Origin of the sequence: Pseudomonas sp. W2Aug9, assembly GCF_023127755.1 — a bacterium.
GTDB lineage: Bacteria > Pseudomonadota > Gammaproteobacteria > Pseudomonadales > Pseudomonadaceae > Aquipseudomonas > Aquipseudomonas synxantha_A.
Genome location: NZ_SPKL01000010.1, coordinates 205,546 through 230,584, shown reverse-complemented (window position 1 = coordinate 230,584; position 25,039 = coordinate 205,546). Strand labels below are relative to the sequence as shown.

Annotated in this window: 16 protein-coding genes; 4 read left to right on the top strand and 12 right to left on the bottom strand. The window is 58.2% G+C overall.

Annotated features, from left to right (window positions below; genetic code table 11):
• Window positions 1-106 precede the first annotated feature (106 nt).
• The 4 genes from E3O56_RS07955 to E3O56_RS07940 form a co-directional block, all read right to left on the bottom strand.
• Entirely contained in the window at window positions 107-871 is a 765-nt protein-coding gene (locus E3O56_RS07955) for an amino acid ABC transporter ATP-binding protein (protein WP_005785051.1), read from the bottom strand.
• 11 nt (window positions 872-882) lie between these two features.
• Window positions 883-1,980, bottom strand: a complete 1,098-nt coding sequence (locus E3O56_RS07950; RefSeq protein ID WP_032877666.1) for an amino acid ABC transporter permease — start codon at window positions 1,978-1,980, stop codon at window positions 883-885.
• Between the two features lie 10 nt (window positions 1,981-1,990).
• A complete protein-coding gene (locus E3O56_RS07945; RefSeq protein ID WP_005785047.1) occupies window positions 1,991-3,172 on the bottom strand; it encodes an amino acid ABC transporter permease in 1,182 nt (393 codons plus the stop codon).
• 72 nt (window positions 3,173-3,244) lie between these two features.
• The gene (locus tag E3O56_RS07940; protein ID WP_032877669.1) at window positions 3,245-4,276 is read right to left on the bottom strand and encodes an amino acid ABC transporter substrate-binding protein; all 1,032 of its coding nucleotides are present in this window, start codon (window positions 4,274-4,276) and stop codon (window positions 3,245-3,247) included.
• A 346-nt stretch (window positions 4,277-4,622) separates the two neighbouring features.
• On the opposite strand from E3O56_RS07940, the gene E3O56_RS07935 reads away from it, so the two are divergent.
• Together E3O56_RS07935 and rhlB are read left to right on the top strand one after the other, a co-directional pair.
• Window positions 4,623-5,279 carry an alpha/beta hydrolase gene (locus E3O56_RS07935; RefSeq protein ID WP_078820336.1) on the top strand — a complete coding sequence of 219 codons (657 nt, stop codon included), beginning with the start codon at window positions 4,623-4,625 and terminating at the stop codon, window positions 5,277-5,279.
• A 95-nt stretch (window positions 5,280-5,374) separates the two neighbouring features.
• A complete protein-coding gene (gene rhlB / locus E3O56_RS07930; protein ID WP_248128068.1) occupies window positions 5,375-6,841 on the top strand; it encodes an ATP-dependent RNA helicase RhlB in 1,467 nt (488 codons plus the stop codon).
• A 65-nt stretch (window positions 6,842-6,906) separates the two neighbouring features.
• Here the strand turns inward: rhlB and E3O56_RS07925 are convergent, their stop codons facing one another.
• The 8 genes from E3O56_RS07925 to E3O56_RS07890 form a co-directional block, all read right to left on the bottom strand.
• Window positions 6,907-11,634, bottom strand: a complete 4,728-nt coding sequence (locus E3O56_RS07925) for an RHS repeat-associated core domain-containing protein (protein ID WP_248128067.1) — start codon at window positions 11,632-11,634, stop codon at window positions 6,907-6,909.
• 35 nt (window positions 11,635-11,669) lie between these two features.
• On the bottom strand, window positions 11,670-13,685 hold the full coding sequence (locus tag E3O56_RS07920) for a hypothetical protein (protein WP_248128066.1): 2,016 nt from the start codon (window positions 13,683-13,685) through the stop codon (window positions 11,670-11,672).
• A gap of 129 nt (window positions 13,686-13,814) precedes the next feature.
• Window positions 13,815-14,267 (bottom strand): molybdopterin synthase catalytic subunit MoaE, encoded by a 453-nt coding sequence (moaE, locus tag E3O56_RS07915; protein WP_032877675.1) that lies wholly within the window; start codon window positions 14,265-14,267, stop codon window positions 13,815-13,817.
• A 2-nt stretch (window positions 14,268-14,269) separates the two neighbouring features.
• Window positions 14,270-14,512 (bottom strand): molybdopterin converting factor subunit 1, encoded by a 243-nt coding sequence (moaD, locus tag E3O56_RS07910; protein WP_032877676.1) that lies wholly within the window; start codon window positions 14,510-14,512, stop codon window positions 14,270-14,272.
• Window positions 14,509-14,982, bottom strand: coding sequence for a cyclic pyranopterin monophosphate synthase MoaC (gene moaC / locus E3O56_RS07905; RefSeq protein ID WP_032877677.1), 474 nt, complete (start codon window positions 14,980-14,982; stop codon window positions 14,509-14,511). The genes moaD and moaC overlap by 4 nt, the downstream gene beginning before the upstream one ends.
• 124 nt (window positions 14,983-15,106) lie before the next feature.
• Window positions 15,107-18,835 (bottom strand): autotransporter serine protease, encoded by a 3,729-nt coding sequence (locus E3O56_RS07900; protein ID WP_103733354.1) that lies wholly within the window; start codon window positions 18,833-18,835, stop codon window positions 15,107-15,109.
• A gap of 307 nt (window positions 18,836-19,142) precedes the next feature.
• The gene (locus E3O56_RS07895) at window positions 19,143-20,537 is read right to left on the bottom strand and encodes a PhoH family protein (RefSeq protein WP_032877681.1); all 1,395 of its coding nucleotides are present in this window, start codon (window positions 20,535-20,537) and stop codon (window positions 19,143-19,145) included.
• 340 nt (window positions 20,538-20,877) lie between these two features.
• On the bottom strand, window positions 20,878-22,002 hold the full coding sequence (locus E3O56_RS07890; RefSeq protein ID WP_078820329.1) for a polysaccharide deacetylase family protein: 1,125 nt from the start codon (window positions 22,000-22,002) through the stop codon (window positions 20,878-20,880).
• Window positions 22,003-22,122: 120 nt separating this feature from the next.
• Between E3O56_RS07890 and yaaA the strand changes: the two genes are divergently transcribed.
• Together yaaA and E3O56_RS07880 are read left to right on the top strand one after the other, a co-directional pair.
• Window positions 22,123-22,902: a peroxide stress protein YaaA gene (gene yaaA, locus E3O56_RS07885; protein ID WP_005785021.1), complete on the top strand. Its 780-nt coding sequence runs from the start codon at window positions 22,123-22,125 to the stop codon at window positions 22,900-22,902.
• An 812-nt stretch (window positions 22,903-23,714) separates the two neighbouring features.
• The gene (locus E3O56_RS07880) at window positions 23,715-25,031 is read left to right on the top strand and encodes a nucleotide sugar dehydrogenase (protein ID WP_014717010.1); all 1,317 of its coding nucleotides are present in this window, start codon (window positions 23,715-23,717) and stop codon (window positions 25,029-25,031) included.
• The last annotated feature ends 8 nt before the right edge of the window (window positions 25,032-25,039 follow it).

The following is a 25,039-nucleotide window of genomic DNA, read 5'->3' as shown; positions in this document are numbered from 1 at the left end:
CGCGGTCTCACTCATATCGTCAACACGAAGCCAGAGGCGCTCGCGGCTCCCTGGCCGACAAACAATAAACCCGGCACCAGGCCGGGTTTATGTGTTCAACCATTGATCAATGCAGTATCTGGCTCAAGAACAACTTGGTCCGGTCATTCTGCGGGTTGTCGAAGAAGTCATTCGGCGCCGCCTGCTCCACAATCTCGCCCTTGTCCATGAAGATCACGCGGTTGGCCACGGTGCGCGCAAAGCCCATTTCGTGAGTCACGCACAACATGGTCATGCCGTCTTCGGCCAGGCCAATCATGGTGTCCAGAACCTCTTTCACCATTTCCGGGTCGAGTGCCGAGGTCGGCTCGTCGAACAGCATGATTTTCGGTTTCATGCACAAGGCACGGGCGATGGCCACACGCTGTTGCTGGCCGCCGGACAGTTGCCCCGGAAACTTGTGGGCCTGCTCTGGAATGCGTACACGTTCAAGGTAGTGCATGGCAATTTCCTCGGCCTTGCGCTTGGGCATCTTGCGCACCCACATCGGCGCCAGCGTGCAGTTTTGCAGGATGGTCAGGTGTGGGAACAGATTGAAGTGCTGGAACACCATGCCCACTTCACGGCGGATCGCTTCGATCTGCTTGAGGTCGTTGGTCAACTCCACGCCATCGACCACGATGCGGCCTTGCTGGTGCTCTTCCAGGCGGTTGAGGCAGCGAATGGTGGTGGACTTGCCCGAGCCCGACGGCCCGCACAGCACAATACGCTCGCCCTGCTTGACGTTGAGATTGATGTCTTTCAACACGTGGAACTGGCCGTACCACTTGTTGACGCCCTGCATCTGAATAATGCCTTCAGGGCTCACCGGCTGTTTGATTGCTTGGCTCATTGAAACAACTCCTAACGCTTGTGGCCGGTGTCGAGCTTGCGTTCCAGATGCATGGAATAGCGCGACATACCAAAACAGAAAATCCAGAACACCAGGGCGGCAAACACGTAGCCTTCAGTGGCCATGCCCAGCCATTTGGGGTCGGCGGCGGCTTGCTTGACGCTGTTGAGCAGGTCGAACAGGCCGATGATGATCACAAGGCTGGTGTCCTTGAACAGTGCGATGAACGTATTGACGATGCCCGGTATCACCATCTTCAAGGCTTGCGGCAAGATCACCAGGCCCATGCTGCGCCAGTAACCCAGGCCCATCGCCGCAGCCGCTTCGTATTGCCCCTTGGGGATCGCCTGCAAGCCACCGCGCACCACTTCAGCCACATAGGCCGACTGAAACAGAATCACGCCGATCAGGGCACGCAACAGCTTGTCGAAGTTCATGCCCTCGGGCAGAAACAACGGCAACATCACCGATGACATGAACAGCACCGTGATCAACGGCACGCCGCGCCAGAACTCGATGAAGGTCACGCACACCACCCGAATCGCCGGCATGTTCGAGCGCCGCCCCAACGCCAGCACAATGCCCAACGGCAAGGCGCCGGCGATGCCCACCGTGGCGATCACCAGGGTCAGCATCAAGCCGCCCCATTGGCTGGTCGCCACGTTGCTCAGCCCGAACACGCCGCCATGCAGCAAGCAGTAGGCAATGATCGGGTACAGCAGCAAAAAGCCCAGGCCGTAGATCGCCTTGCGTGGAAAACGCGAGATGAACAACGGCGCCACGCCAATGATGGCCAGCCATACCGTCATGTCCACGCGCCAGCGCAGGTCCACGGGGTAATAGCCATACATGAACTGCCCGAAGCGCTGCTGGATGAACACCCAGCAGGCGCCCTCTTTGGTGCAATCGGCGCGCGTGGTGCCGACCCAGTTGGCGTCCAGAATCGCCCAATGCAGGATCGGCGGCACCACCAGGTACACCAGGTAGATCGCCAGCAAAGTCAGCAGCGTGTTAAGCCAGCTTGAGAACAGATTGGCGCGCATCCAGGCCACCGGCCCGAAGACTTTGTCCGGGGGTGGCATATCAGGTTTGAACGTATGCGTAGTCATGGGCGTTTCCTCACCGCTCGATCAGCGCAATGCGCTTGTTGTACCAGTTCATCAGCAGGGAAATGCTGATGCTGATCGCCAGGTACACGCTCATGGTGATGGCAATGACTTCGATGGCCTGGCCGGTCTGATTGAGCACCGTGCCGGCAAACAGCGAAACCATTTCCGGATAACCGATACCAGCGGCCAACGAGGAGTTTTTCGCCAGGTTCAGGTATTGGCTGGTCAACGGGGGAATGATCACGCGCAAGGCTTGCGGGATGATGACCTTGCGTAGCGTAGGCCCCGGGCGCAGGCCCAGCGAGCGTGCCGCTTCAGTCTGGCCATGGCTGACGGACTTGATGCCCGAACGCACGATCTCCGCAATGAAGGCCGCCGTGTACACGGTCAGGGCCAGGGTCAACGCCAGCAGTTCCGGAATCAGTACCCAGCCGCCGACGAAGTTGAAGCCGGCAAGCCTGGGCATTTCCCAATGCAGCGGTGCGCCGAAGGTCAACCCGCACAACGTCGGGATCACAATCAATAGCGCCAGGCCCGTCCAGAATTTATGGAACGGTACGCCTGTCGCTTCGAAGCGCTTGTTGGCCCAGCGGGTCATCAGCACGATAGCCACGATAGCGACCACCACGCTGGCGACAAACGGCCAGAACCCATCGGCCGCCAGCGCCGCCGGCATGTTCAGGCCACGGCTGCTGACGAAGAACATGTCACCAAAGTTATGGCTGTTGCGCGGCCCCGGCATGGTCAGGAACACCGCGAAATACCAGAACAGAATCTGCAGCAGCGGCGGAATGTTGCGGAAGACTTCAACATAGACCGTCGCCAGCTTGTTGATCATCCAGTTGGGCGACAGGCGCGCCACGCCGATGATGAAACCGAGCAGGGTTGCCAGCACCACACCAATGACCGTCACCAGCAAGGTATTGAGCAAGCCGATCACAAACACCCGGGCGTAGCTGTCCGATTCGGTGTAGTCGATCAAATGCTGCGCGATGCCAAAGCCGGCACTGCGCTCAAGAAAGTCGAAGCCGGAGGTGATGCCCCGGTGTTGCAGGTTGGTCTGGGTGTTGTGAAACAGGTACCAGCCCAGCGAGACCACCGCCACAATGGTGATGATCTGGAAGAGCCACGCGCGCACTTTGGGATCGCTGAAGCTGAGCTTCTGCTTGGGTGCGCCGATGAGATTTTGCATGGAATGCCCCGCAAGGAATGGAACAGAACATCACCCGGCGGTTGGCCCACCGGGTGATAGAACCATCAGCGATCAGCGCACAGGAGGTGCGTACTGGATACCGCCGTTGTTCCACAGCGCGTTCAGGCCACGGTCGATTTCCAGCGGGGTGCTCTTGCCCAGGTTGCGCTCGAACATTTCGCCGTAGTTACCCACTTGCTTGACGATCTGTACGACCCAATCCTTCTTCACTTTCAGGTCCTTGCCGTATTCACCATCCGCTCCCAGCAGACGGGCGACGTCGGGGTTCTTGGTGGACTTGGCCTCAGCTTCAACGTTCTTCGACGTCACACCGGCCTCTTCGGCGTTGAGCATGGCGTAGCCCACCCAGCGCACGATGGCCAGCCACTCGTCGTCACCGTTACGCACCACCGGACCCAGTGGCTCCTTGGAAATGGTTTCCGGCAGCACCACATAGTCTTTCGGCGCCGCCAGCTTGCTGCGCTGGGCGAACAGTTGCGACTTGTCGGAAGTCAGCACGTCGCAACGCCCGGACTCCAGCGACTTGGCGCTTTCATCAGACGTGTCGAAGGTGATCGGGGTGTACTTGAGGTTGTTGGCGCGGAAGTAGTCGGAAACGTTCAGCTCAGTGGTAGTACCCGCCTGGATGCAGATGGTTGCACCGTCCAGTTCCTTGGCACTTTTCACGCCGAGCTTGTTGTTGACCAGAAAGCCGATGCCGTCGTAGTAGGTGATGAAGCCCGGGAATTTCAGGCCCATGCCCGCATCGCGGGAACTGGTCATGGTGGTGTTGCGCGACAGGATGTCGACTTCGCCCGATTGCAGCGCGGTGAAACGCTCCTTGGCGTTCAACTGGCTGAACTTGACCTTGGTGGCGTCACCAAAAACCGCAGCGGCCACGGCACGGCAGTAGTCAGCGTCAATCCCGAGGATCTTGCCGCTGGCATCCGGCACCGAGAAACCCGGCAAGCCGTCACTTACGCCGCATTGCACAAAGCCTTTTTTCTGCACGGCATCCAGGGTGGCACCCGCCTGGGCTAAACCACTGACACCCAGTACAGCCGCCGCTGTGACGATGGCCAGGGTGGACTTCAATACCTTCATTACATACCTCCAGTTGCTCTTGTTGTGTCCAAGCTCCAACCTCAGCGCACCCTTATGAGGCGATATCGACCCGTGTTGGCTTTTTTTGGGGTCAAGCAGCATGAGGTTTTTGCGGTAATTCCAGTTGCTTTCCCACCGGCGGCAGTCACTGATAGTGTTACCGCCCTAGGAGAGTTCTGACATCCACCTACACATAGCAAGGCGCGTACCAGAGTGCTGGCCGAGTCGCTGCCCGTCCTGTTCAGTGGTAAAAGATTCAACCTTGCGACATTCTCTTAACAGATCAACCTGTCGCGCACCGTCCCGACGCCCCCAATCCAAGCGTGCGCACATATATGGAGCAGACATGACCGACCCCTTGATTCTTCAGCCCGCCAAGCCCGCAGACGCCTGCGTTATCTGGTTGCATGGCCTGGGTGCCGATCGCTACGACTTCCTGCCGGTGGCCGAGGCGCTGCAGGAAAGCTTGCTGACCACCCGCTTCGTTTTGCCCCAGGCGCCGATGCGCCCGGTGACCATCAACGGCGGTTATGAGATGCCGAGCTGGTACGACATCAAGGCCATGAGCCCGGCACGTTCGATCAGCCTGGAAGAACTGGAAACCTCGGCCAACATGGTCACGGATTTGATCGAGGCACAAAAGAGAACCGGAATAGACGCTTCGCGAATTTTTCTCGCGGGTTTCTCCCAGGGTGGCGCAGTGGTTTTCCACACGGCGTTCAAACACTGGGAAGGTCCATTGGGTGGCGTAATTGCCCTCTCCACGTATGCACCGACCTTTGACGATGAGCTGGAGTTGTCCGCCAGCCAGCAACGCATTCCCGCCCTCTGCCTGCATGGCCAGTACGACGACGTCGTCCAGAACGCCATGGGTCGTAGCGCCTACGAGCATTTAAAGAGCCGTGGTGTCACCGTGACATGGCAGGAATACCCAATGGGCCACGAAGTGTTACCCGAAGAGATACGCGATATCGGCACCTGGCTGGCTGAACGCCTGCGCTGAAACCCGCGTTTATGTAGCCGTATGACAGACGCACTACGCCGCGCCCGATTCTTGCATTACACTGGCCGGCGTACATTCCTTAACCAATTAATGAGATGACCGTGCTCAAAGCACTCAAGAAGATGTTCGGCAAAAGCGAGGCTGAGCCGCTCGCGCCTGCTCCCAGTGCTCCTGCCCCGAAGCCCGGCAACCGCAATGACGGTCCACAGCCTGGCCGGACTACGCCTGCCGCCTCACCGAAAAAACCCACGGTGACGCCGCCTGAACAGGTAACGCCTGCCGAGGCCGCCCCAGCACCTGCGGCCAAACCTCGTCGCGAACGCGCGCCCAAGCCGCCGGTAACCCCGTGGAAACTCGAAGACTTCGTCGTCGAGCCCCAGGAAGGCAAAACCCGCTTCCACGACTTCAAGCTGGCCCCGGAACTGATGCACGCCATCCAGGACCTGGGCTTCCCGTACTGCACGCCGATCCAGGCGCAGGTGCTGGGCTTCACCCTGGCGGGCAAAGACGCCATCGGCCGTGCCCAGACCGGCACCGGCAAGACCGCCGCATTCCTGATCTCGATCATCACCCAGTTGCTGCAGACGCCGCCGCCCAAGGAACGCTACATGGGTGAACCGCGCGCCCTGATCATCGCCCCGACCCGCGAGCTGGTGGTGCAGATCGCCAAGGACGCCGCCGACCTGACCAAGTACACCGGTCTCAACGTGATGACCTTTGTCGGCGGCATGGACTTCGACAAGCAGCTCAAGCACCTCGAAGCCCGTCACTGCGACATCCTGGTCGCCACTCCAGGCCGCCTGCTGGACTTCAACCAGCGCGGCGACGTGCATCTGGATATGGTCGAAGTGATGGTGCTGGACGAAGCCGACCGGATGCTCGACATGGGCTTTATCCCGCAAGTACGCCAGATCATTCGCCAGACCCCGCCGAAAACCGAGCGCCAGACCCTGCTGTTCTCCGCAACCTTCACCGAAGACGTGATGAACCTCGCCAAGCAGTGGACCACCGACCCGTCCATCGTCGAGATCGAGGCGCTGAATGTCGCCAGCGAAAACGTCGAGCAACACATCTACGCCGTGGCCGGTGCCGACAAGTACAAGCTGCTCTACAACCTGATCAACGACAATGGCTGGGAACGCGTGATGGTCTTTGCCAACCGCAAGGACGAAGTGCGCCGCATCGAAGAACGCCTTGTGCGCGACGGCGTCAATGCTGCGCAACTGTCGGGCGACGTGCCGCAGCACAAGCGCATCAAGACCCTGGAAGGCTTCCGCGAAGGCAAGATCCGCGTGTTGGTGGCTACCGATGTAGCCGGTCGCGGTATTCATATCGACGGCATCAGCCACGTGATCAACTTCACCTTGCCGGAAGTGCCGGACGACTATGTGCACCGCATCGGGCGTACCGGTCGCGCAGGCGCGGCGGGTGTGTCGATCAGCTTTGCCGGGGAGGATGACTCGTATCAGTTGCCGTCAATCGAGACGCTGCTGGGGCGCAAGATCAGCTGTGAGACACCGCCGACGCACTTGCTGCGAGCTGTAGAACGCAAACGGCCGTAAGGTTGAACCAATGCCAGTCATCGAGCCTGACTGGCATTTTTTATGCGCCCACTGTCTTGTCCTGATCAGTCACTATCGCCCAGGTCACTCCAGACAGGCTGACGAATACGCACAGTCTCTTTTCGAAATTCCCCATAGAACTGAAAACTGCTCCCCGGCATGTCTGCCAGCCCCAGGCTTATGGGGCGCGGCTGTGGTTGCTGCTGGCGCTGTGACTGCTCGTCGTCGGCCGATGGCTGAGCTTGCAGGCTCTTGATTCGCGCATCCAAGCCACGACCGAAGTTAGTCCATCTGAGTACCGAGCGGGCACCGCCGAAAAGTTGACTGGCAGTGGTTATCTTGGCGGGGACAGCGAGCGAGTAAGACAACCCCGTCGCGTTTTTGCCTGCCGCAACGAGCCCGCTGCCGAGGGGGCTGGAGAAGAATCCAATGGTCTTTTCAGATGACCTGCCCGCTGCGGCTGCAAAAGCTTTAGCCCCCAATGTGGCAGAAAGGCCGACACTGGCAACAACGCCAACACTGGAGAACCCGAAAGACGCCCATCCAAGGTTCTTGATGTGCTGCGAACGATCCCACCCCATTTGCTTGTCGACGGCCTCGATACTCAGCCCTGTAATCCCCAGCGTGCCGCCTACCGAGCTAGAGCCCGTAGCGATGACGCCCAGAATATTTGCCGCCTTTACCCCCCCTTTAGCGAGCGCCGCCGCCATCCCGACCACTGCAACCTTGAACGCCACCACCGATAAGGCCAGCGCAACCCCGGTCAGCACCCAAGCCAGCCACTTTGGAAAAAGCCCACTCGGGTCGATGAGGTTGATCGGGTTACCAGCGCAGTAGGCGTAGCTGTTAATCCCACCCTCATCAAAAGGCGCCAATGGATCAGCCGAAAGAAATACCATCAAGCGCGGGTCATAGGCACGCGCGCCCAAATGGTAAAGGCCGACCGCCGCATCCAGACGCTCGCCGTTAAACGCCGGCAGTTGCAGATCCGCCATCGATCGCACATTGCCGTCCTGCGGCACAACCTGGCCCTCGCCATACGGAGCGTAATGACGCTGTACAGGCGCTTGCCCAGGCGCCACCACGCCGCGCACGGTACCGGCACCGTCATTCAGATGCAGCTGCGGCCCCTCGACGCCGCCGGTACGCGCCTGCACTTGGCCCCCGACATTGAAATAACGCAGTTTTCTACTGCCCTGCACCAACCTATCCAGATGATCCCCCGCATAGACCATGGCCACCGGTGATTCATTGTCACGGGTCGCCACGACTTGTCGAGACTCGGCATCGTACTGGTAGCTGCACTGCAGGGAACCTTCCTGCACGCAGGTCAACTGGTCATAGCCGTTGTAGGTGTACGTTCGCCCTGCTGGCCCCCCGGTCAAATTACCCGCCGCATCATACGTCAGGGCATCATCCTGCAACGGGTTGGAGTGGGTCACACGGGTCAGGCGCGTGGGGTCTGCGTCGGTGAAAAACCGCTCGCTGATGTCCTGCGTGCCGTCAGCGAAAGTTGTCACGACGCCTGTGATGTTATCCAGGCTGTCGAAGCTGAATTGCTGCCCAACGATGTCGCGCCCCAACCAATTCCGGGGATGTTCACGCCCCTCGCAGCCATAATCCTTGAGCCGCAGGAAGGCGTCATAGGTAAAGGTCTCCCCCATCACCAATTCAGAGGCTGCGTCACGCACAATGCGACTGGCCAGCAGGCTGTTGGGATGATAAGTGCTGCTCATGACGTGTAGCAGCACGCCATTGTGCAAAAAGCGCCGCTGCGCCTCCCGCCCCAAGGTGTCGTAACTCACCTGTGTGACCACCTCAGTATCGGCGTAGCGAGTGGTCAGTACATCTGGTCGCGCAAACATGTCATAGCGCTGTTTAATGACTACCGTCCCAGCAGTCATCGTGCAAACCCTGCCCAGGGAGTCATATTCAAAGTCGCTACGCTGCCCATCATCCGTGGTGTGTTGCAACATACGCCCGCCGATTGAATAACCATACTGCGTGGTCTGCGGCCTACCGAGGACCGTCTGTATCTCTTTTTCCGGGTAGCCGTTCACATCATGGAATAACTCATGTTTGAGCGCGCCGCTTTCTGAATAGGTCGGCTGACCACTGACCGGATCATGCCGGTACTGCCTATCCGTGTGCCCCGCCATTTTGACCGTGCCTGGTGTGCTCAACTGCTTGTCGTAGGTCCATTGCTGACGGTGCCCACTGCCCGAGACCACGGCGACAGGTTCGGTCCAGTTTGTCTCATAGTGCCAAGTGGTGGCGGGTGCCGTGCCCCTGGACTGCGCAGTCAAACGCCCCAGGCTGTCGTAGGTGCGCGATCCCACCTGCTTGCCATCGATACTGATTGAACTGGGCAGCGACTCGCTGGTTCCATGCGCATAGGCCACCGTGCGCAGCCGCGCAGGGCTGCCATCCGAGGGCGTGTGGAGGGTGGTCAACACGCGGTCGAACAGGTCATAGGTGTAAACGGTGCGATGCTTGTCCACGTCCACCCGTGACAGGCAGCGCCCCAGGCCGTCATAGAGGCATGACTCCACTTCAGTGACCTGCCCCAGGGCGTCCACCCGGTTTACCAGGAACGGCTGATGGTGAGCATTCAGATAGGCTTCCAGGAGCTCGCCGCCCTCGACCCCCGTTACACGCAGGTGCAGCCTTGGGTCATATTCATCGATCGCCACGCTGCCATCGGCACGGCTTACACGGCAGGCGTTGCCCCACGCGTTATAAGCGTAGCCGGTGGTCAATACACGCTCGCCATCCGGCAGATAATCAATATGAGTCCGTTCCACCGTTTGCCCAAGGGCATCGTAGCGCCAGGTCCCGAGGGGCTGCTCCTTTGCGCCATTCTCCAGTAACAATGCCTCGGCAACTGGCCGTCCTGCCCCGTCGAAGTAAGTGACGGTACTGCGGCCTTGCGCATCAGTCATCACCAAATGAGCGCGTTTCCCTGACGCTGCATAGTGATAAACAAAACGACGGCTGGCCTCCTGCGGCTCACCTGGCGAGGCTGTCTGCGCCGTCAATCGTCCTGCGACATCGTACGCGGTGACCAGCGTTGCCCCTCCGTCCCGGCTCATCAACAGTAAGCGCCTGTCGACCAGAGAGTGCGTGCGCACTGACTCCAGCCAGTGGCCCTCACGCCCCAATAGCCGGCGAGTTTCGCTCAGCGTGTCGCCGGTGACGGTGTAATCGTAATTGCTGACTAATTGCAGGCCATCAATGGTAGACGTGGTGCTTTTCAACCGGCCAACCAGCTCGGCTGGCGTGTCGTAGTAGGTTTGCTGTGTGCTGAATACACCAGCCTGAGTGACCGACTCCTGCACGACAAAGTAGCTGCTACCCATATGTGGCACACGGGTATGGGTGTACTCGGTGAGTCGGGCGGCAGGCGTGCCTTCCGCGGGGATAAGGCGCTCTTGCTTGACGTAACGCTGAAACAAATCATGAGGGTCGGCCGGGCATTTACCCGCCTCGCCTTTGATCGGGTAATAGCTGTATTCAATGCGAACCCCGGAGGCCTCAGTACGGCTTAGCTCGTTACCGTAGTCGTCAGTCTCACTCTCGAGCTTGACCACCCGTTCCGCACCACCCGCCACCAACGCGTAACACGTGGTGAGAATTTTTGGCAGCTGGAGGTTGGGAGGCTGGTCCGGGAAGAGCCCTGGGCTCACGTTATATTCAATGGTCCTGGTAGTCAGGGTGCCTTCGCGCAGGACCTGTTCCTCGGCCAGCAGGTGGAATTTGTTGTAGGTGGTACGCGTAACGCTCAGCGGTGCCTCATGGGTTGTGTTATCGATGCGGGTCTCTTCCGTCCAATAGTCATACTTACTGCCTATCAGGTACAGGTTGTCTTCGCCCTCACGAAAACCGCCTGAAAAGGGATAGCCAGTGAAATTCCTGCTTGGGCTGTAACTATAGGTACGTGACATGCCGGGCTGACCGGCAGCGGGTGTATGGACCCAACTGGTGACGCGAGGGATGTATTGACCATTGGCATACTGATGGCCGTTTTCGGCGTAGTTGATCAACTCGTCACCACCCATCGGTGAGCGCACCCGACGGATAGCAATCATGCCGTTGCGAAAGGCTTGCCACTCCAATATATAGCTTGCACTGGGAGGCGATTCGCGACTGTCATAAGGGGCGCTAAAACCGGTCAGCCGAGCGTTCGATTGGGTGAAGGTGATACGCGCATAACGTCCTCCGTCGACTCGCGTATCACTGCGTACCAAGCGCCCATTGGAATAGGTCAACAACAGCAGCACTTGCTGATCATGATCCAGAATACGCTCAAGAGAACCACCCGGCGCATACTCCCATTTCAGACGCTCACCGTTTTCAAACTGGATAGCATCAATACGATAGGGCGTGGTGCTGCCCGTACGCTTCAATATCTCGACGGTACCGTCCTTGTAAATCACGTGAAGCGTCGTGGCATCGGGCCGCTGGACCACCAGGTCGGCAAGCTTGCGATCCTTGATCACCAGTGTTCCGCCCGCAGAGGGCAGGCTCTGGGTTTTGAATTGCTCGCCGGTAAGCAGCGTGAGCATAGAACGAGCGCTATCAAACTCGGTATTGCTGATCCGCCAGCCAGTCCCATAAACACCCGACTCGGTGTTCATCATGGAGAATGACAGCGCGATCGTTCTACTGACCTCCAGCGGGCCTTGCGGGTATAAGGTGGCCAACTGAATTCGACAAAAGTATTGGCCGGTGCGTGGGTCTACTCCAGCGCCAAAACGGGTATCAAAATTGAACGCCTGAGAATAAATATCCATACAAAACCTCATCACCAAACATGAATATCATTCAACTAACCGTCCACCAATTCAAGTTCAAGCCCGTCCCAAAACTTCCGTAATCTAAAAACATGCTCACAGCCATAATTATCCAAAAGGCGCCATTGACTTTCCGTATCACCAGACCCTGGTGATGGCGCCGTCACGCGAGCTACAACAGCACGCATTATGGTAGGCCGCATATTAAACCAAATAACTTTTTCATTCCCATGAGGCGCACCTAGAACAATATCATCGAGCACAACCACCGGACCAATAATATCTTTATTGATCACTACCCCACCTTTATAATAATACCCAGCCCCCATCTTATTAAAATATGATGTCTGAAAATTCAGACCTTCCTTAATAACTGACAATGGCGCATCGAGGCCTTTGTTCACAAGAAAGTGCAATCCTGCTGGTGGAGACCAGTAGTAAACATCAACATCGTAATATTCATCATGATAGGCATCCTTATCATGGTATCTAGTCAGATTCTCTACGCGCAACTGATAAAGCCGTACCGGGCGAACAACCACATACGAGTCAAATGCAACATCACCATCACTGTAGTTAGTCGTGTAAGTCACACCACTTATCTCGATAGACGCCATGAATCTGCGCTCGTCGATGGGCACACTCGGATCCACACGTAAATAGCGATCTACGATCTCGACTTGTCGCTGAGCGTGCCCGGCCACGGCCTCTGGTTTTTGATCCGGCCTTACCTCATCGATACGTGTACGCCAGAGACCCGTATCGTAAATGTTTTTCTCCCTATCACAGCTCCAACCTTCTGGAAGCGGCTCATTGACATTTGGCGAGTAGAGCGTAACGGTCAAGCCATTACGCTCCGCTTCCGAAAGCCTGACAGGCAGCCAATACCCATCGGTTTGTCGCTGTTCAATAGCAACCTCAACAACCACCTTGCATTGATGACGACTATTGGCATACAGCTCATCGGTAAAAGTCCCGCCACCGGGCAACATGATTTTAAAATGAGTGACCCTCAGCGTCCGAACGATCTCACCGGTCAATTTAAAAAATGGAACGCCAGGCAGGTTCATTGAATCTATCTGTTTCACTAAAAACTTTTGCTCATTGCCATAGTTATCCAATACCCGCCAAAAACTCTTGGTGTCGCGACTCGCAGGCACCAGCGCAGACCTCAACCTGATCGCACGCAGCACAGTCGGTCTTTTGTTAAACGGTATCAAGGGGTTGGGCGATGGCGCAGGAAGCCCTGCATCAATCTCATGCAGATGAAGTGTCGAGTCCAACTCGTCCTTATTTATAAATGTTCCCACCCTACTCGAAGAAGTGTTATCAAGAGGTGAATGCCACGATAAAACGCTCTGAAAATCCTTACCCTCCCCAGGCAAACTCAGCGGACTATCAAAGCCCATGCTTTTTACCACCCACAAGCCGCCTGGAGGTGTCCAGTAGTAAACATCCACCGACGTGCGATAAGGCGGTGCACTGGCGTAGGCAAGATAATCTACATAGAGATCCATATCGTCTGCATCCCAGCTCATGGGACGGACCGGGCTAAGGGTGACAAAAGACTCAAGAGCAGCTTCATCTCTGAAGCTGTAAGTTGTGTAAATACAACTTTCAATCGTCACACACGCCATAAATACTGCTGGCCCGATGGGTGCGCCCGGGTCGCAACGCAAGTAGCGCTTGATAGGAGCTTCTGAGGAACGCTCAACACGCTCTACCAAGTCGTTGATCGGTTCCTGCTGCTGTGATTTGTCCCGCCAAAGTCCAAGAGTGAATTGATTTTTTTCTACATCGCAGCTCCACCCGGGAGCGAGCGTTTGATTGCCATGTTCTGACCATTCAACAAGGGTGACACTGGCGCGCTCCTCATCAGTTAAGCGCACACGGACCCACTCGTCGCCAGCGCCACTGACTTCTTTAATAACGTCAATGAGGACTTCACACTGATGGCGTCCGTTGGCATAGAGCCCATTCGCCGCCTCCGTATTGGCAGGACGACTGATGCTGAACCTCGACAAACGGCACTTGCTTGGTTGCGCGACCATGTCCCACCCCTTCATTAAGTTAGCCCTGATACCATCAGAACCTGCAGAGGGGGGGCGAAACAACTGTCAGATCTGACAGTTCGATAGATCCATTTTTAATATCACTGTCGGTTAGTGGCCCTGTATAAGCTATGGCTTCCAGCGATCCGCCGCCGCATGATCACTGTGCCGCCCTTCCACCCAACGCGGGCCGTCCGGGGTATTTTCCTTCTTCCAAAACGGCGCCCGCGTCTTCAGGTAATCCATCACAAACGCACACGCATCAAAGGCCGCCTGCCGATGCGCACTGGCCGCAGCGACAAACACAATCGGCTCTCCCGGCTCCAGCGTGCCGATGCGATGCAGCACCTCCAACTTGAGCAACGGCCAACGCTGCTCGGCTTCCAAGACGATCTTGGTCAGGGCTTTTTCGGTCATGCCGGGGTAGTGTTCAAGAAACATCCCCGACACCTCGCGCCCGTCATTGAAGTCACGCACATAACCGACAAAACTCACCACCGCGCCTACGCCCACATTGGCCGCGTGCATGGCGTTGACTTCGGCGCCCGGATCAAAGGCTTCGACCTGCACACGAATGGTCATGCTCAGCCTCCGGTTACGGGCGGGAAAAATGCGACTTCGTCACCCGCTTGCACCGGTTCATCAAGGCCGCACAGTTCTTCATTGCGTGCGCACATCAGGCTGCTCTCGTTGAGCACTGCAAACTCCGGGTCAGCGGCCAGCGCCAGGCGCACAGCATCGACGGTAGCGAAATCACCCTCCATCTCCAGAGAGTCAAAGCCTACCGCTTCGGCGTAACGGGCAAAAAACAGCACGTTGATACTCATACCGGGTCCGCCTTGAAATGCCCGCTTTTACCGCCAAGCTTTTCCAGCAGGCGAATGCTTTCGATGGTCATGCCACGGTCCACGGCCTTGCACATGTCGTAGATCGTCAGTGCCGCGACGCTGGCGGCAGTCAATGCCTCCATCTCCACGCCGGTCTGGCCTGAGAGTTTGCAGCGCGCCAGGATATGCACGGCATCCACGCCATCGGCGCGCAGTTCGACCTTGACCCCGGTGAGCATCAGCGGGTGGCACAGGGGGATCAAGTCACTGGTTTTTTTCGCCGCCTGGATCCCGGCAATGCGGGCCACCGCAAATACGTCGCCCTTGGGGTGGGCGCCGTCGACAATCATTGTCAGGGTTTCGGGCAACATGCGCACCCGCGCTTCGGCCACGGCCTCACGGAACGTCACGGCTTTGTCGGTGACGTCGACCATATGGGCACGACCTTGGGAATCGAGATGAGTCAGCACAGCAATACTCCTGATCAGGAGCAGCGATTGTAAACCTGTGGGTCAAATTTGCGCAGGGCTGTTTATTCCATAGATGACTGTGGCGCGGGAGCAAGCTCCCTCGCCACAGGACACCGCTGCCGGGTTAGAAACGGAAGGTAAACCCGGCGTTGATCCCGTTGTTGTTACCGCGATTGGACAGCAAGCCGCTGTAGTTCAGCGACACCAGGGTGTCTTTGGTCAAGGCCATTTCCGCACTGGCCTTGATCACCGCGCCGTCCCGGGCGACGGGTACGCTATTAACGGCAAAAGCAGTGTCGCTGCCGGCAAACTTCAGCGAGGCTTCGCGATCGGTATCACCGAACTGATGCTCCCAACCCAGCTCACCGCGCAACGTCACTGCCGAGGTGGAGCTGAGCGGCAACTGCGTATGCGCACGCAGGCCCACCGTAGATAGCGTCGCGTCCTGGCTTTGCTTGCTGGCGTGCAAAGCAGCGGCGCCGCCTTTTTCCTTGAACGAGTCGCTCTGGTAGTTCAGGTACGTGAGGTTGGCGAAGGGTTCGAATGGGTTCCATTGGGTGTAGCCGATCTCGGCAAACACTTGGTCGGTGCGCGCATTGTAATCGGCCTTGGCATAGTCCGACTGGTTGGCGTAAGCAACCCGCCGCGAAGTATCCAGACGGTGCCAGGTGGTAGCGCCGCCCAGGCGTAAGGCGATCGCCTCGAAGCGCTTACCGCCATACACCGACAGGTGATAGTTGTCGCTGTCCGCCGAAGCAGACTGGCCATTGAGGTGGCTCTGGGTATAACCGGTCGCCGCCCCCACGCGCCAGCCGTCGCTGACCTCGGTATCCAGCCCCAGCAACACCCCACTGGTGGACGAAGAGTAGCCACTGGCGTTGTTGTCACCGCTGACGTTATTGCGCCCACCGAGCAGCTGCACCCAGCCGCCGTTGTCACGGCTATCGATCTGCGCGCTGGAATCCAGTGCCTGGGCCTGTTGCAGACGAGCATTGACCGCTTCGCGAAGGTATCGACTGTCGGCCATTTGCGCTGCCGCAACATCAGAATGCAGCTGCCCCGACAATTGCTTGAATGCATCCCGAGCCTGAGCAGCGGAATCGGAAGCCAACAGGCTTTCGTAAACCGGGCTGCTGGCGCCCAGCTTCTCGGCCGCCGTCGCCACAGCCCGTTCGTTGCGGGTTTGCGCGACGCTGGCGAAGGTGGTCTGGTTGCGCGCTATCGCCAGGGTCAGTTGGTTCGGTTGGTAAGCGAGTTGCGTGCCGATGAACAGGTAGTTGGGCGCGAACGCCGCAAACTGGCCATTGATACCCTGGCTGGCGCTGAGGATGTTGAACTGCTGGCCCAGCAAGCTACGCGCCTCAGTGGCGGACAGCAGGTTGGGGCTGTTCTCCAGGGACACGTTCACCACACCGCCATTGAGGGTCGCCACGCCGCTGCTCTGGATCTGGTCGCTGCGGCCATTGGCCCCCACTTCAACGGCATACACCGAGCCAGGGTTGAAGGTCACGTCGCCGGTACGCAGCGTGCCAATCGAATGCCCCGGCGCCACGCGCCCGCCATTGTTGACGGTCAAGGCGCCCACCGTGCCGGTGCCGGCCAGGGTGCCGCCCAAGGTGGTCACCACGCCATTGTCCGCATTACGCGTGCCCACGGCACTGCCATCCACCGTCACGGCAGAGGTCAACGCACCGTCCACCGACAATTTGCCACCGCGCACCCAGGTGCTGCCTGAATAGGTGTTCTGGCCTTCCAACACCAACTCGCCGTCACCGGACTTGACCAGGCTACCGACGTAGGTGGTGCCGGTGAGCAGGTCCTGGCCACGGGTGAGCGTCGCCTGCTCCCGTGCATGACCGATCTCGTATTCGAACTGATCATCGGCCGAGGCATTGGTGGGCAGGCCATTGAGCCAGCCCTTCTGCTGCTTGGTCGCCGCCCAGGTGGCCTGCTCGGCAGCGTCTTCCACACGGCGGGCGCGAATGGCTTCATCGGAAATCGGGTTGGCCCAGATATCGCGGGTACCGGTAGGCAAGGCCACCGCCACGGCGCCAAGGAACTGCCCCGGCCCTTGCATCGCTTTTTGCAGATTGGGCAGGCCCCATCCGCTGACCACACCCGGCACTTGCGGCGTTCCCGGCGCGGCATCATGCACCGGTTGCAGGTTGTCGTAGGTGCGCCCTCCCGTCAGCTCGCCCACGGGCGTGTCCGCACCGTCCGGCGCCTGCAGGCTGGAGGTGGTGAGCAACACATCCCGCGCCTGGCTGGCGGTCATGTAGGGAAAGCGCTGGATCACCAAGGCCAAGGCTCCGGAAACGCTCGGCGCCGCCGCGGAGGTACCATTGGCATTCGGGATGATTTCGCCCTCAGGCCCGGCAGACGGGATGCCCGATACGCCCATTACACACCACCACTTCGAGGTGCCGCAGCGGTTGTAGACCTGGGCGCTGGTCTCGTCGTAGCCGGTGATCGCGAGGAACTTGCCTTCGATATCCGGCTTGAAAAATGGCAGGTTGGCGTTGGTGTCCGGGTTGGCACCGTGGCTGTCGTTGCCCGCCGAGATGATCTGGATAAAGGTGTTCTGGCGGGCCGCGTCGGCCATGGCGTCCATCCAGGTTTTGTGCCCGGCGTGGGCCTTGTCCCAGAACGGGCGATAGGCGGCGGTCATGTCACGCAGGTTTTGCGCGGCGCTGTCGCCGACATTGCCAAAGTGGTTCTCCACGTCATCGCGCGAGCTTTGCCCCCAGCTCTGGTTGACGATCGACACGTTCTTCGCCGCCAGGGCGTTGTAGCTGGCCATGAACGCGTTGTAGTCGAGGTCGTTGGAGCCTTGGTACCGATCGTTGTCGCTGCCGCCGGTGTTGGCGACAAAGATATTCGCATCGAAGGCAATGCCGTGCATACCGGTGCCGTTGCGATTGGCGCCGAGCACACCGGACATTTCCGTCCCGTGGCCATCGTTGAACGCCGGGTCATATTCCCCGGAGATATTGAAATGCTCACCCTGCTTGAACTCGCCGCTGGGCACTTCAAGACGGTAACGCGGATGGGTGGCGTAGTACTCGCCAGTGGATGTCACCGCCTGTACCCGGTCCTGGCCCAGGGCATTCTTGCCCTGAAACTCGAAGTGCCTGGTTAGGATGCCCGAGTCGAGCACGCCGACATTCACACCCTTGCCGGTGATGCCCAGGGCATAGGCGTAATACGCGTTGGTACGGTCCAGGCCAGAGTTGACCTGGGCTTCCGGGGTTTTCCAGGTTTGCGCGTTGGCGCTCCAGTCACGGGTTGCGCCAGCCCAGGATTGCCCGGCGTTCAGTTGCGCGTTGAGGTTGCTGCTCACGCCCGGCTCTACGTAGGTATAGGGCTTGGCAGCCGGCAGGTTGGCGATGATCGCCTTGGAGAAATCGAGAATATTGGTGGTGTAGCGACCATTGTTGCTGAACAGCCGGCTGCGGTAGTAATCCAGGCGCGAGGTGTAGTCCAGCGGTCGCCGGGTATCGCCGAGCATGGCGCCGATGGTGAGGTTTTCCGGTTGCAGCTCGTAGTTTTGCTTGAGGGCCGAATCGAACTTGCCGGACTGGGCGGCGAAGTCCTTGGCCGCCAGGTCGACGATATCCGCGTAGGCAAACCGCAGGTTCTTGTACACCTCAGTGTCGGGGCCGAACGAGGCGACGGCTTTGCGAAATGCCGACTCCAGTACCTGGGAGGTGTAGGGATTGTCGTCCGCCCAGGCCAATGAGCCCTGGCCCAGCCAGAGGGCCAGACCGAGCGCGATAGGTGTCAGGGGTATCTGCTTGAAACGAGTGGCGTGCTTGCGTTGCGACAAAGTGAAGCCATTACCTGCTACGTCCATTTTCCTTTCCCTTTGGATATGTGCGTCATCAATGAGCGATGTATCGGGCTTTTGTAATAGGCAGGGTCACGGTGAAAACCTTAAGGCCGGTCTTCTAAACATTCGTCGAATCAAGGAGGTGGTGTTCCGACGGGGTCACGCAATGTTCTTATTTTTACCGCGGAAAAATGTAACAAAATAATTACAAAAACCACAAGCACCCAGGGCGCGTTATCGCAGGCAAATGTCGCACACAACAAAAACCCCGGATTTCGTGAAAAATCCGGGGTGATTCATAGCATTTAGCCACTTATTGGATTACGGGTAGTTACAGGTGGGACTCGGCGTACTCGGCCAAGATCGAACGAGGCACCCCTTGCAGCGCGATATGCACGCCGTTGGGGAAGTCTTTGAAACGTTCCGTCAGGTAGGTCAGCCCGGAGCTGGTCGCGGACAGGTAAGGGGTGTCGATCTGTGCCAGGTTGCCCAGGCACACCACTTTGGAACCGGCGCCGGCACGGGTGATGATGGTTTTCATCTGGTGCGGGGTAAGGTTCTGGCATTCATCGATCAGGATCAGGCTCTGCTGGAAGCTGCGACCTCGGATGTAGTTGAGGGATTTGAACTGCAACGGCACTTTGCTGAGGATGTAATCGACACTGCCATGGGTGTTTTCGTCATCCATGTGCAAGGCTTCGAGGTTGTCGGTGATCGCCCCCAGCCACGGCTCCATTTTTTCCGCTTCGGTGCCGGGCAAAAAGCCGATTTCCTGGTCCAGGCCCTGCACGCTGCGCGTGGCGATGATGCGGCGGTAGCGCTTGGTCACCATGGTCTGTTCGATGGCAGCGGCCAGGGCGAGGATGGTTTTGCCCGAGCCTGCGGCGCCGGTCAGGTTGACCAAGTGGATGTCCGGGTCGAGCAGCGCGTACAGCGCCAGGCTTTGGTAGATATCACGCGGTTTCAGGCCCCAGGCTTCCTGGTGCAACAGGGGTTCCTGATGCAGGTCGAGAATCAGCAGCTTGTCGACCTGGATCTCTTTGATCCAGCCCACGAAGCCTTGTTCGTCGACGATGAATTCATTGATATGCACGGCCGGCAGGTTGTCGATCAGCTGTACCTGGTGCCAGGTGCGGCCATGGTCCTGACGGGTCTCGACCTTGCTGACACGGTCCCAGAACGAACCGGTCATCATGTGATAACCCCGCGACAGCATCGACACGTCGTCGACTAGCTGGTCGGTGCTGTAGTCCTCGGCAGCGATCCCACACGCTCGTGCCTTGAGGCGCATATTGATGTCTTTGGTCACCAGCACTACGCGCAGGTCCTTGTCGCGAGCGTGCAGGTCGATCAATTGGTTGATGATTTTGTTGTCGTTCAGGTTTTCCGGCAGCAGGCTGTTGGGCTCGCTGCGCTTGCTCATCAGGATCGACAGCAAGCCCTTGGGCCCGCTTTTGCCACGCTGGATCGGCACACCGACCTCAACGTCCTCGGGCGAGGCTTCGCCCAGGGTCTTGTCGATCAGACGGATGGCCTGGCGGCATTCGGCGGCGACGCTGTGGTGGCCGCTTTTGAGTTTGTCGAGCTCCTCAAGCACGATCATCGGGATGGCGACGTGGTGTTCTTCGAAGTTAAGCAGTGCGTTTGGATCGTGGATCAATACGTTGGTATCAAGCACGTAAAGGATTGGCTGGTCGGAAGAAGGGGTACGTCCATGATCATCCATACTCGGTCACCTTTGTGGGAGCCAGTCGACGCAATACCTGGGCGGTGCTGCGCCTCGATTCGACCACCGACCACACCTGAGTGACGTCAAGTGCAGTGCCCACATGAGGAGTCTTGGAAGACGCCACCTGTGTTGCAGGGTTCGGCGGTCTGACTTCGTAATACCGCAAAACCCATGACAGGAAAAAGCACTTTGACGCTTTTTTGAAGTTTATTTTTCAGGATGACGAATAGCACTAGCCGAGTGCCAGCCACCCCGTTAAAGTCGGAAGTCCGCCTGCATCGAAATGTCGCAGCAAATCACCCCAGAAATGCCTCATCCCCAACGGGGCCGGGGATTTTCAGCGAAATGCCTCGCGACACTCCTGCCAACCCAAACCACTCTGCGCCGTTGCCTGCAACACTATCGGTATTGCCACCCGCGCCTTGTCCTGGGTGTCGTGAAACGCAATTACGCCTTTGCGCCACAGCAGCATCAGCGTCAGCACCCGCTGCGCCGATTCCTCGGCCTTGAGTTTGCCCGGATCGTCCTGGGAGTCGATGTCCCACAACGCCACCTGCAAACCCTGCTGCTGGAAGAACCCCTGGCTGTCCGCACGACGCTGCCCATAAGGCGGTCGGAACAGCGGCACATAGTTTTCCGGCATCAGGTTCTGTACCAGCGCGGCACTGCGGGTGATGGAGCTTTGCCAGTCGACCCAATGGCTATGGGAACGGTATTGCCAACCCTGGATACCTACGCACTGCCCTTGGTACAGCGCCTGCACATCCGCGACAGAACTGCGCTCCACACGGCTTTGCAAACTGCTGCCGAGGGCGAAGAACGTGGCGTTCATCTTCTGCTTGCGCAGGTAGTCGGTGAGCCAGTCGGTATTACCGCCCACCAACGCCGGGCCGCCGTCGAAGGTCAGCAGGAACATGCGATCGTTGAGCTCGTCGCCATTGCGCTCATGGTCGCCGAAACGCGCCACTTCGCTGCTGATCTGCGGGAACAGCGCAGCCTTGCGCAGCAACTCATCCAGGTAGCGCTCATGAAAGTGCCGGCTGGGTGCGGCCCAGCCTATATAGAACGAGTTGTCACTGACCTCGAACTTGCCGGCCTGCTCGCGCAGGTCGTCCATGTTTTCCACCAGGTAGCAGAACGAAGCATCTTCCTCGCAGCTTTGCTGGGCGAAGCTGTAGTTCTCCAACAGCCGTTGCCAGAGCTGGCGGCGCAGGTCGTCGATGGCCGCCAGGTTGATGATCTTCAGCCCCAGGCGTTGCTTGAGCGCGCTTTCGTCCAAGGCTTCGCTGGCCAGCAGGCCGTGGGCAAACATCAGGATTTCTGCCCGCGAAGCCACATCGAACAGCGCCGGGCTGCTGAGTTTTTCCGGCCAGGTGCTACGGTCTAGGCTGGCGACATCCACCGGCGCCGCTTGGGCGGTGACGCACAGCAGGCAAGCCGACAATAAAAGCGCTAATCGCACACGGGGTCTTCCTTTCCAGAGTTACCGCCCATCATAGCGGATCGCATCTATCGCCATCATAGGTGGAGTCCAAACGCCCCAACCCCTAGAATCTCGCCCACGATTCCAGGAGCCAACTTCATGCTGATGGTGATTTCCCCCGCCAAAACCCTCGATTTCGAGTCCAAGCCGGTCACTGCGCGCTTTACCCAACCGCAATACCTGGACCATTCCCAGGAGCTGATAGAACAGCTGCGCGAACTGAGTCCGGCGCAAATCAGCGAATTGATGCACGTCTCCGACAAGATCGGTGGCCTCAACGCCGCCCGCTTCGGCAGTTGGACACCAGCCTTTACTCCGGCCAACGCCAAGCAGGCGCTGCTGGCTTTCAAGGGCGACGTGTATACCGGCCTGAACGCCGAGACCTTCAGCGATGCCGATTTCAGCTATGCCCAGGACCACCTGCGTATGCTCTCAGGCCTGTACGGCCTGCTGCGCCCGCTGGACCTGATGATGCCGTATCGCCTGGAGATGGGCACCAAGCTGGCCAACGCCCGGGGCAAGGACCTTTACGCGTTCTGGGGCACCCGCATCAGCGAATGGTTGAATGAGGCCCTGGCCGCACAAGGCGACGATGTGCTGCTCAACCTGGCGTCCAATGAGTACTTCTCGGCGGTCAAGCGCACGGCCCTGAACGCGCGGATCATCAACACCGAGTTCAAGGACCTGAAGAACGGCCAGTACAAGATCATCAGCTTCTACGCGAAAAAGGCCCGGGGCATGATGAGCCGCTTTGTGATTGAAGAACGCATCAACGATCCGGCCAAGCTCAAGCAGTTCGATGTGCAGGGCTATCGCTTCAATGCGGAGCAGTCCAAGCCGGATAACCTGGTGTTTTTGCGCGATCACGCACCGGAGTAAGGCTGCACAGACACTGCGGATCAAATGTGGGAGCAAGCCCCCCTCCCACATTTTTTTTGTATTCCAAACCATAAATCGTCATTTATTTGGCGCCAGAAAAACATCCAGACATAACCCTAACGATTTATTCACTCGACACTCGTCGGTTTTTTTCGTAGTGGCACCACTTTTTTTAATCAGTAGTGGCACAAAACTATCTACGCGTACCAACTCCCCATAACTACTGGCCTAAATAGCAAGTGCTATCACTATAGTGCCAGTGCCATCTTTTCTAATATTTCAAGAAATTTCCGGAAACAGGATGAGCGGCCAGGAACTTCGTCCTGATGCACCGCTCATACCACCGGTAACGAAATTCTCTGCTTACGTAAGAGATGACTTACATAACGACCAACGGAAGTAGCCAAGTTGTCATAAAACACTTTGGTTCTATGGTCATAACATCAACTGATCGAGTTAAGGGTGGCGATAAGTACGCATTGCTATCCCCCGCAGGCCAAGGCAGCGCTGACCTAAATGAGCCCGTGCACACACACAAGGCATTGATAAAAAAGGCATTTTGCCTTCATCAAAACCTTGCCGCACCGGCGCCGGAGCCTTCCTCCAAGGAAGCACGGCTGCATTTCAGGGCAAGCCCCAATAATAAGGCCTCGTTGCGCACAACTTGAGTGCAATAGTTAGTCACTCGTTATTCAACATGCCTGCACGCGGTAAGTCGGCGTCTATTCGCCTAACTTTCGCGGCATCAGTGACGCTTGCAAACATGAACTCCGGCCATTTAATGGCATGAATTAAACAAAGAGGTAATTGCGATGCGCATCAGCATATTTGGTTTGGGTTACGTTGGCGCCGTGTGTGCCGGTTGCCTGTCTGCCCGTGGCCACGAAGTGGTCGGCGTAGACATCTCCAAGGAAAAGATCGACCTGATCAATGCGGGTAAATCGCCGATTGTTGAGCCGGGTCTGGGGGAGCTGTTGAGCCAGGGTATCCAGACCGGCCGACTGCGTGGCACTACCAACTTCGCCGAGGCGATTCGCGATACCGACCTGTCGATGATTTGCGTCGGCACGCCCAGCAAGAAGAACGGCGACCTGGAACTGAACTACATCGAGTCGGTATGCCGCGAGATCGGTTTTGTCCTGCGTGACAAGACCACCCGCCACACCATCGTGGTGCGCAGCACCGTCCTCCCGGGCACTGTCGCCAACGTAGTGATTCCAATCCTCGAAGACTGCTCCGGCAAGAAAGCCGGCGTCGACTTCGGCGTTGCGGTCAACCCGGAATTCCTGCGTGAGTCCACCGCCATTGCCGACTACGACCTGCCCCCGATGACCGTCATCGGCGAGTTCGATAAAGCTTCCGGCGATGTCCTGCAATCGCTGTACGAAGAACTCGACGCGCCGATCATCCGCAAGGACATCGCTGTCGCCGAAATGATCAAGTACACCTGCAACGTGTGGCACGCCACCAAGGTCACCTTCGCCAACGAGATCGGCAACATCGCCAAGGCCGTCGGCGTCGATGGTCGTGAAGTGATGGAAGTGGTCTGCCAGGACAAGACCCTCAACCTGTCCCAGTACTATATGCGCCCAGGCTTCGCTTTCGGCGGTTCGTGCCTGCCAAAAGACGTGCGTGCCCTGACCTACCGCGCCGGTTCCCTGGACGTGGAAGCACCACTGCTCAACTCGCTGATGCGCAGCAACGAGTCCCAGGTACAGAACGCCTTCGACATCGTTTCCAGCCACGACAAGCGCAAAGTCGCCCTGCTGGGCCTGAGCTTCAAGGCCGGTACCGATGACCTGCGTGAAAGCCCATTGGTAGAACTGGCGGAAATGCTGATCGGCAAGGGCTACGACCTGAGCATCTACGACAGCAACGTCGAGTACGCCCGTGTGCACGGCGCGAACAAGGACTACATCGAAGGCAAGATCCCGCACGTATCGTCCCTGCTCAACTCGGATTTCGATGATGTGATCAACAACTCCGACGTGATCATCCTCGGTAACCGTGACGAGAAGTTCCGTGCCCTGGCGCATAACGCTCCGGAAGGCAAGCAAGTGGTCGACCTGGTGGGCTTCATGTCCAAGGCCACCAGCGTGAGTGGCCGTACTGAAGGTATTTGCTGGTAACAGCAACG

What these genes read in the sequence shown, in the direction of transcription:
- E3O56_RS07955 (WP_005785051.1), bottom strand. Translation starts at nt 871, where the DNA reads ATGAGCCAAGCAATCAAACAGCCGGTGAGCCCTGAAGGCATTATTCAG.
- E3O56_RS07950 (WP_032877666.1), bottom strand. Translation starts at nt 1,980, where the DNA reads ATGACTACGCATACGTTCAAACCTGATATGCCACCCCCGGACAAAGTC.
- E3O56_RS07945 (WP_005785047.1), bottom strand. Translation starts at nt 3,172, where the DNA reads ATGCAAAATCTCATCGGCGCACCCAAGCAGAAGCTCAGCTTCAGCGAT.
- E3O56_RS07940 (WP_032877669.1), bottom strand. Translation starts at nt 4,276, where the DNA reads ATGAAGGTATTGAAGTCCACCCTGGCCATCGTCACAGCGGCGGCTGTA.
- E3O56_RS07935 (WP_078820336.1), top strand. Translation starts at nt 4,623, where the DNA reads ATGACCGACCCCTTGATTCTTCAGCCCGCCAAGCCCGCAGACGCCTGC.
- rhlB (WP_248128068.1), top strand. Translation starts at nt 5,375, where the DNA reads ATGACCGTGCTCAAAGCACTCAAGAAGATGTTCGGCAAAAGCGAGGCT.
- E3O56_RS07925 (WP_248128067.1), bottom strand. Translation starts at nt 11,634, where the DNA reads ATGGATATTTATTCTCAGGCGTTCAATTTTGATACCCGTTTTGGCGCT.
- E3O56_RS07920 (WP_248128066.1), bottom strand. Translation starts at nt 13,685, where the DNA reads ATGGTCGCGCAACCAAGCAAGTGCCGTTTGTCGAGGTTCAGCATCAGT.
- moaE (WP_032877675.1), bottom strand. Translation starts at nt 14,267, where the DNA reads ATGACCATTCGTGTGCAGGTCGAAGCCTTTGATCCGGGCGCCGAAGTC.
- moaD (WP_032877676.1), bottom strand. Translation starts at nt 14,512, where the DNA reads ATGAGTATCAACGTGCTGTTTTTTGCCCGTTACGCCGAAGCGGTAGGC.
- E3O56_RS07900 (WP_103733354.1), bottom strand. Translation starts at nt 18,835, where the DNA reads ATGGACGTAGCAGGTAATGGCTTCACTTTGTCGCAACGCAAGCACGCC.
- E3O56_RS07895 (WP_032877681.1), bottom strand. Translation starts at nt 20,537, where the DNA reads ATGGATGATCATGGACGTACCCCTTCTTCCGACCAGCCAATCCTTTAC.
- yaaA (WP_005785021.1), top strand. Translation starts at nt 22,123, where the DNA reads ATGCTGATGGTGATTTCCCCCGCCAAAACCCTCGATTTCGAGTCCAAG.
- E3O56_RS07880 (WP_014717010.1), top strand. Translation starts at nt 23,715, where the DNA reads ATGCGCATCAGCATATTTGGTTTGGGTTACGTTGGCGCCGTGTGTGCC.